The sequence below is a fragment of the Kaistella sp. genome (genome assembly GCF_032060305.1).
Classification (GTDB): Bacteria; Bacteroidota; Bacteroidia; order Flavobacteriales; family Weeksellaceae; genus Kaistella; species Kaistella yananensis.
The window spans coordinates 30,778-38,507 of sequence record NZ_DAMBHK010000006.1; the positions used below are offsets into that span (position 1 = coordinate 30,778).

The following is a 7,730-nucleotide window of genomic DNA, read 5'->3' on the forward strand; positions in this document are numbered from 1 at the left end:
GTTTTTGGTGTTGCAAATATACAAGCTTTTTTTATTTCTGCAAATTTTTTTCAAGAAATTCTCCCACTACAAAGTTACTTCCGCCGATAAAAATCATTTCTCCGTTTTTAATATTCTGTTTTGCAGAAAGATATGCATCGTTGACGTGATCAAAAATTTTATAAAAAATTTTCGCTTTTTTCAGTTCATCTTCATAAAAACTGGGATGAAGGCCCCGGTTGAGGTAAGGTTTGGCAAAATAGAAGGTGGCATTCTCCGGAAGAATCTTTAAAACTTCATCAATTTTTTTGTCTTTTACAAACCCAAGAACAATATGTTTGAACTTCGGGATGGAATTGAGCTGAGCGAAAACCTCTTCCAAGCCTGCCTGGTTATGGGCGGTGTCGCAAATTATCTGTGGATCTTTGGAGAACTCGAACCAGCGGCCGATAAAACCGGTGTTTTTCTGAACATTCAACAAGCCTTTTTCTACCTTTTCCTGTGGAATTTTCAGCCCTAAATTCCTCAGTGCTTCAACAAGTGCAATCACCACCTTAGTATTCTTCTGCTGATAATTTCCCTTTAAATCTGAAGGTAAAGATGCTTCAATTAAAGTGGCATCTACCCATTCCGAGCCGTTTTCTTCTGCTCTTTTTCTGATGATTGCCTTCACTGTTTCATTTTCATCACCACTGATGATGGTGGTGTTTTTCTTGATGATGCCAGCCTTTTCAGTGGCTATTTCTTCCACCGTGTTTCCCAGGATATTCTGATGGTCCAGCGCAACATTGGTGATGGCTGAAACCAAAGGACGTATGATATTGGTAGAATCTAATCTGCCGCCGAGACCTACTTCAATAATGGCGAAATCTACATTTTGCTGTGCAAAATATTCGAAAGCCATGATCGTGGTGAATTCGAAAAAGGAAGGGCGGATGTCTGCGGGGAGGTTTTTTAGCTTTTGTATGAAATTATAAACAAATTCCTTGTCGCAGTTTTGGCCGTTTACCTTAATTCTTTCGGTGAAATCGATGAGGTGAGGCGAATTGTAAATTCCCACTTTATAACCCGACTCCTGAAGGACTGAAGCGAGCATGTTGCTGGAAGATCCCTTGCCGTTGGTTCCGCCAATGTGGATGGTTTTTGTTTTGTCCTGCGGGTTTCCAAAGAATGCGCAGAGTTTAGTGATGTTTCCGAGGCCCGGTTTATAGGCTTTTTTCCCATCGATCTGGTAATTCGGGGCCTGTACAAAAAGCCATTCAACGGCTTCCTGATATGCTTGGTTTGTCATGGTGCAAATTTGATTAAAGTTTTTGGAATTCAGGAAATTTTGAGGTTAAATTTCGGTGTTCAACATGCCGGGTTTCGTTGCTATTAACTGCCCGCGCTCCCGATTGAACGGCATGTCTGAGCTCTCCGCGACAGCGGAAGCGAGTAGTGAAAGCGGGAAATATGCGCCCAATAAAATTAAAAAGTTATGCGGTAAGTTCCTGTAGATGAGGTGGAGGCTTTTTCTGCCTTTACATATTTTTTCACCCACGACACGGACGTAGAGGAAATACAGGGATCGGAAATACCGCCGGATCTGCGGGCAGAAATTACATTTCCGGCTTTATCGACGGTGTAGGCAATACTGATGGTGCCGCTTGCGGAGCAGTTGTGCGAAGGTTGCGCACCGCCACGACCCATGGTTCCGGGAATAAAACCGATAAGGTTTCTGTCGACGCCTATTTTACTGTCGCCATCGCCGTCTCCACCAAGGGGATCGCCCTGGTTTCCTGCAGTGCCGTTGGTGCCCTGGGTGCCAGTCTTTGTTCCACGGCCTTTAATCAGGTTTCCGATAGCAGCTGTACCTTTTCCGTCGCCGGTTCCTGTGGTGGAATTGGGTGTCGAAGCCTTGGTGGCAGAGGTTTTTGCCGGTGCCGCTTTTGTCGCTTTTTCAGTTTTCGGGACAGAGACTTTGGTGTTGCTTCCGGTAAGAATTTTTTCTTTTATTACAGGTTTTGTAACGGCTGGTTTAGGGTCGGGTTTGGTTTCAGCAATCACTTCCTTTACAGGTTCGGGGTTTGCGATTTCTGTATTTGCGGCTAAGCTTCCGTCCTGATTTGCGGGTTCTTCGGCCTCAGCACCGTTTTGGTTATCGCCGAAATTAATGAGCATTGTGGTGATTTCCTCAGGTTTTTCGGTGATTTTGGTAAATTTATAAAAGAATATTCCAAGAAAAACCAACAATGAGATGATGAAGGTAATCACTGCACTGTTCCTTCTGTCTCTTTCTTCGGCTTTCTTATGTTGTAAGGTGTAATTCATTAATTTTCCTGAGTGGTGGCAATCGCTAAATTAAACTTGTGCGTTTCTGCAATTCCCATTACAAAAACCACATCTTTGTGTTTGGTGTTTTCGTCGGCCCGAATGGTGAATGATGGATTGGGAACGTCTTTCAGGGCAGTTACCAAAACATTTTCCAGCTCTTCTTTCGGGATTTCCCTATCGTTTACAAAATATTTGCCATCTTCCTTAATTGTTACGGTTGAAGGATCCTGAACGCTGGGATTTGTAGCATCCGCTTTCGGAAGTTTCACATCGATGGCGCTTTGGCTGATGGCGGAACTTGTAATCATGAAAAATATCAACAACAGAAAAATTATATCTGTCATCGACGCCATGCTGAATTCGGCATTTACTCTGTTTCTGCGTTTCAGTTCCATTAAAGCGGTTTATTTAGTGCATCAAGAAACTCGTTCACATGGGTCTGGATTTTCAATACCAGTCTGTCAACGTTGGTTACCAGAATATTATAGAAGAAGTAAGCAGGAATTCCGACAAATAACCCAACTGCGGTAGTTGCCATCGCGGTATAAATTCCCGATGCTAAAAGTTTTGGACTCACCGCACCGGTAACATTCGATATTTCGAAAAATGCCATGATCATCCCGACAACGGTTCCCAAAAACCCAAGCATTGGTGCTGCTCCGGAAGCAGAAGCCAGGATATTTAGGTTTTTCTCGAGTTTTGAAACCTCCAGTTGACCCTGGTTCTGCATCGCATTCGAAATGTCTGAAATGGGTCTTCCGATTCTTGCCAGACCCTTTTCGATCATCCTTGCTTCAGGCGAGTCGATGGTTCTGCAGTAATCTACCGCAGTCTGTATTTTACCGTCCTGTACGAAATCTTTAATGTTTTCCAGGAAATTCGGAGTTTCCTTTGAAGCTCTTTTAATAAAAAAATATCTTTCGAGAAATATATAAAGCGCGAGAATCCCCAGCAGGAATATTAAAACCATAATGATGTTGCCGAGCAGTCCGCCGCTGAAAAGGATTTCCCAAAGCGAGAACACATGTTTTTCGGTCGTGGTATTAATAACTTGGGTAGGAGTTTGTAAAAACATTTTTTAATTCTTGATTATAGAGTTGAACGGCAATTTTAAAATAATATTGTAAAAAAGCCGATGAATAGAAGATTAAATTAAAAAAGACTGCGGTAAAGTTTAGTCTTCTTCTACGATAATTTCATCTTCCTTGAAATGACATTTGAGTTTGAAAGGGATCGGTTCATCGGATCCGGTATAGAAATCATCGATGTTTCCCTTCCAGTACAACTGCAGTTCGCCGTTTGCGTCGGTGTCGAACTTCAATTCGTTATCGTAAAGATAGGCATCCTCATCGTCGAAAAGATCTACTTCGGTATAAGTTTCGTCTTCAGTATCATTTATTACAAAGGTTTTCCCGTTAAGTTCGTCTTCATCGATAAGAAAATCGAAAATTTTCAGAGACATCTGTGGAAACGGATATTGCAGGGAATCATCATCTACATGATCCAAAGAATCATCTGTAATGATCTCAATTTCCAGAAAATGTTGTTTGTTGCTGTAAACCGCTTTGCAGTAAGTGCTTTTGAGGTGGTATTTAAGGGTTTCTTCAGGATGGTAGATTTTTAAAATCCCTTTCATTTCTTTAAGAAAATAGTGTTAATTAATTGTTTGTGATCCAACCCAACAAAGATAAAAAATTGATTGATTGCGCAAAATTATTTGTTTCTTTTTTGAATTTACCTTTGAAATGGTTTTTTGAATAGAAATTTTTGAACAAAATACTATAATTTAGCAATTCTTAAAAGATTAGAAATGAACAAAATTTTTCGTAGCATACTTTTCATTATCGGTCTGTCGGCAGGTTTAGCTTCCTGCAAGAAATCGGATTCTCCGCTAACCAAAGAAACTCCTCTGGAAATAGATTCTATTGCCGCCAATTATTATGAGCAATATCTGAAGCTTTATCCGCTAGAAGCCACCGCGCAGGGAGACTTAAGGTACAATGACCAATTGCCGGTGAATATCGATAAAGATTTTATTTCCGGTGAAATATCGTTTTACAATACCGTACAAAACCAGATGAAAAAGGTGGATTATGAAGCCTTAAGCGACGAAGATAAAACGACTTATGATGTGCTGGATTATACGCTGAAAGATAAAATCGAGCGCTATGCTTATCACCCGGAATATATTCCTTTCAGCCAGTTTTCCGGACTTCCGCTGGATTTTCCTTTGCTGGGAAGTGGGCAGGGAAGTCAGCCTTTTAAAACTGAAAAAGATTACGAAGACTGGTTGAAGAGAGCCGAAAAATTTCCGGTTTGGATGGATACCGCGATCGAAAACTTCCGCGAAGGAACGGCCAACAATTATGTGCTGCCAAAGAAACTGGTCGTAAAAATGATTCCGCAGATGCGTGCCGAAGAAATTGTAACGCCCGATTTCGAAAAAAATATCTTTTACGGTCCGGTTAAAAATTTCCCGAAAAACTTTACCGATGCTCAGAAAGAAAAATTTACCGTGTTATTTAAGGAGTTGATATCAAAGAAAATCATTCCGGCCTACACGAAAATGGGAGATTATCTGGAAAAAGAGTATTTGCCTAAAGCCAGAAATTCAGACGGAATCAACGCGTTGCCAAAAGGAAAAGAAATTAATTCGTACTATGTAAAAAGCTGGACGACTACCGGGAAAACACCTGAAGAAATCAATAAAATCGGATTAGAGCAGGTGGCAGGTATCCGCGCTGAGATGGAAAAAGTAAAACAGCAGGTACAGTTCAGCGGCAGTTTGGATGAATTTATCGCTCATGTAAAAACTGACCCGAAGGCTTTTCCTTATAAAACAAGTCAGGAAGTTTTAGACGGATTCAACGCTATTTTGAAGAAAATTACACCGAAACTGAAAACCATGTTTACCGTGACACCAAAAACTGCTTTCGAAATCCGGCAAACCGAAAAATTTCGGGAAGCGAGTGCAAGTGCAGAATACGTGGTGGGAACTCCGGACGGAAAAAGGCCAGGGATTTTTTATATTCCCATTCCTGATCCGGCGAAGTTTAATGTGACTTCAGGAATGGAATCCCTTTTCCTGCACGAAGCAATCCCGGGTCACCATTACCAGATTTCGCTGCAGCAGGAAAACACGACGCTGCCGAAATTCATGCGTTTTGGCTGGTTTGGTGCTTATGGTGAAGGCTGGGCGCTGTATTGTGAGTCGCTTGGGAAAGAATTTGGGCTTTATACAGATCCTTACCAGAAAATGGGTTCACTGAGCGATGAAATGCTTCGCGCAGTACGGCTTGTGGTAGATACCGGACTGCACACCGGAACCATGAACCGGGAAGAAGCCATCAAATATTTCCTGAGCAATATTTCGTATGATGAAGCTGCGGCAACTGCCGAAATAGAGCGATATATGGCAATGCCGGGACAGGCGCTGAGCTATAAAATCGGCGCGCTCAAGATCCGCGAACTTCGCGATCAGTATCAGCAGGAACTTGGCAGTAAATTCAGTTTAGCGAAATTTCATGATGAAGTGCTCAATCAGGGCTGTCTGCCACTGGATGTTCTGGACCGAAAAATGAAACTCTGGGCAAAAAAACAATAATTAATATTAAAATATTTTCAAATAAACGATTCTATTCAAGTAAAATGATTTAGGTTATCGTTTATGATTAATTATTTGCCCATTACTATAGGAATGTGTCGATACGATCCTGTAAAAGAAATCATTAACGTAGATAATTTTCTTACCAAATTTTTTGATTTGATGATCTGGTAACCAAAGTAAAGCATCTTTTGAAAAACTAACCTTTATTTTTCGAGCAACATTTTCGATAAAAAATCTTTATCCTGATTTCCTCTGGCCGGCGAATATTCGCGGCCGTAAAAAATGATCTGAAGGTGAAGGCGGTTCCAGACTTCTTTTGGGAAAAGCTTTTTGGCATCATGCTCTGTTTCCACCACATTTTTACCTGAGGTCAGTTTCCACTGTTTCATCAACCTGTGAATATGCGTATCCACCGGAAAAGCCCGAACACCGAAAGCCTGGCTCATCACTACTGAAGCAGTTTTGTGACCAACTCCGGGAAGCGCTTCCAATTCCTCAAAAGTTTTCGGAACTTCTCCGTTATGTCTTTCTACCAGGAGTTCTGCCATTTTTTTAAGGTTTTTCGCCTTGTTATTTGCCAGTCCTATTTCTTTAATTAAATATTTAATCTCGTCAACTTCTAAATCCTTCATTCTAAAGGGGTCTCCGGCAACTTCAAATAATTTTGGGGTAATTTGGTTCACCTTTTTATCAGTCGTTTGGGCTGAAAGAGCTACCGCGACCAAAAGCGTATAAGGATCACTATGATCCAAAGGAATTGGAACTTCCGGATATAATTTTTCGAGTTCCATCATCACGGTTTCGGCTCTTTGCTTTTTTGTCATTTTAGCTTTAAATTTGAGCAAAATTAAACATTATGTTGAAAGTTGGTGATCAATTGCCCGAATTTTTAAGTGTAAATCAAGATGGTGAAACAGTAAGTTCCCAAGATTTATTAGGAAAAAAACTTGTAATTTTCTTTTATCCAAAAGCCAATACACCGGGTTGTACCGCGGAAGCCTGCGATCTAAATAATCATTTCTCAAAACTGAAAAAAGAGGGTTTTCAATTATTAGGCGTTTCGGCAGATCCTGTGAAAAATCAGAAAAAATTTCATGAAAAATTTGGCTTCCAATATCCGCTACTTGCCGATGAAAACCGGGATGTCATCGAAAAATTTGGCGTTTGGCAACTCAAAAAATTCATGGGTAGAGAATTCATGGGAATTGTTCGTACCACTTTTATTTTCGATGAAAACGGAATATGCGTTCGCGTCATTGAAAAAGTAAAAACAAAAGAAGCGGCAAAACAAATCTTGGAAAACTAAGATTTAACCCAACATTTTTTGCGCTTTTTTCACCCCTTCAAAAAGAATATCAATCTCTTCAAATGTGTTGTAAACCGCAAAACTCGCACGAACTGTTCCTGCGATATTGAAGAAATTCATAATCGGTTGCGTACAATGATGGCCGGTTCTCACAGCAATTCCCAACTTGTCGAGAATCATTCCAACATCCGAAGAAATGCCAATTCCTTCCAGATTGAAAGAAACCACGCCGGTTCTGTGGGCCTTTTCGCCATAAATTTTTAAACCTTCAATTTCCAGAAGCTTCGTCTGAGCGTACTCGAGCAAGGCGTTTTCATGGTTCTGAAGTTGTTCATGGCCAATATTTTCAATGAAATCTACGGCCGCTCCCAACGCAATATTTCCGCCTACGTTTGGTGTGCCGGCTTCAAATTTGAAAGGCAAATCTGCATAAGTGGTTTTCTCGAAAGAGCAAGTTGCGATCATCTCGCCACCACCGTGGAAAGGTTGAATTTTCCTCAGAATTTCTTCTTTTCCGTACAAAAT

At 40.9% G+C, this 7,730-nt stretch carries 9 protein-coding genes; 2 read left to right on the top strand and 7 right to left on the bottom strand.

What is annotated here, in order from left to right:
- Positions 1 to 31: 31 nt before the first annotated feature.
- From V5N63_RS01595 to V5N63_RS01615, 5 genes are all read right to left on the bottom strand, one after another.
- A complete protein-coding gene (locus V5N63_RS01595) occupies positions 32 to 1,270 on the bottom strand; it encodes a bifunctional folylpolyglutamate synthase/dihydrofolate synthase (RefSeq protein ID WP_332032402.1) in 1,239 nt (412 codons plus the stop codon).
- 176 nt (positions 1,271 to 1,446) lie between these two features.
- Positions 1,447 to 2,289, bottom strand: coding sequence for a ferric siderophore ABC transporter substrate-binding protein (locus tag V5N63_RS01600; protein WP_332032404.1), 843 nt, complete (start codon positions 2,287 to 2,289; stop codon positions 1,447 to 1,449).
- Positions 2,289 to 2,687 (bottom strand): ExbD/TolR family protein, encoded by a 399-nt coding sequence (locus V5N63_RS01605; protein ID WP_265143763.1) that lies wholly within the window; start codon positions 2,685 to 2,687, stop codon positions 2,289 to 2,291. Before V5N63_RS01605 ends, V5N63_RS01600 begins: the two co-directional genes overlap by 1 nt.
- On the bottom strand, positions 2,687 to 3,367 hold the full coding sequence (locus V5N63_RS01610; RefSeq protein WP_088468318.1) for a MotA/TolQ/ExbB proton channel family protein: 681 nt from the start codon (positions 3,365 to 3,367) through the stop codon (positions 2,687 to 2,689). The genes V5N63_RS01605 and V5N63_RS01610 overlap by 1 nt, the downstream gene beginning before the upstream one ends.
- Positions 3,368 to 3,466: 99 nt before the next feature.
- Positions 3,467 to 3,928 (bottom strand): hypothetical protein, encoded by a 462-nt coding sequence (locus tag V5N63_RS01615; protein WP_088468317.1) that lies wholly within the window; start codon positions 3,926 to 3,928, stop codon positions 3,467 to 3,469.
- Between the two features lie 174 nt (positions 3,929 to 4,102).
- On the opposite strand from V5N63_RS01615, the gene V5N63_RS01620 reads away from it, so the two are divergent.
- Positions 4,103 to 5,896 (top strand): DUF885 domain-containing protein, encoded by a 1,794-nt coding sequence (locus tag V5N63_RS01620; protein WP_332032407.1) that lies wholly within the window; start codon positions 4,103 to 4,105, stop codon positions 5,894 to 5,896.
- A gap of 206 nt (positions 5,897 to 6,102) precedes the next feature.
- Here the strand turns inward: V5N63_RS01620 and nth are convergent, their stop codons facing one another.
- Positions 6,103 to 6,723, bottom strand: a complete 621-nt coding sequence (gene nth, locus V5N63_RS01625) for an endonuclease III (protein ID WP_332032409.1) — start codon at positions 6,721 to 6,723, stop codon at positions 6,103 to 6,105.
- Positions 6,724 to 6,755: 32 nt separating this feature from the next.
- On the opposite strand from nth, the gene bcp reads away from it, so the two are divergent.
- Positions 6,756 to 7,205 carry a thioredoxin-dependent thiol peroxidase gene (bcp, locus tag V5N63_RS01630; RefSeq protein WP_332032411.1) on the top strand — a complete coding sequence of 150 codons (450 nt, stop codon included), beginning with the start codon at positions 6,756 to 6,758 and terminating at the stop codon, positions 7,203 to 7,205.
- 3 nt (positions 7,206 to 7,208) lie between these two features.
- On the opposite strand, the gene V5N63_RS01635 is transcribed toward bcp, so the two are convergent.
- Positions 7,209 to 7,730 (bottom strand): aminotransferase class V-fold PLP-dependent enzyme (locus V5N63_RS01635; RefSeq protein ID WP_332032413.1); only part of this gene is annotated, 522 nt, incomplete at its 5' end.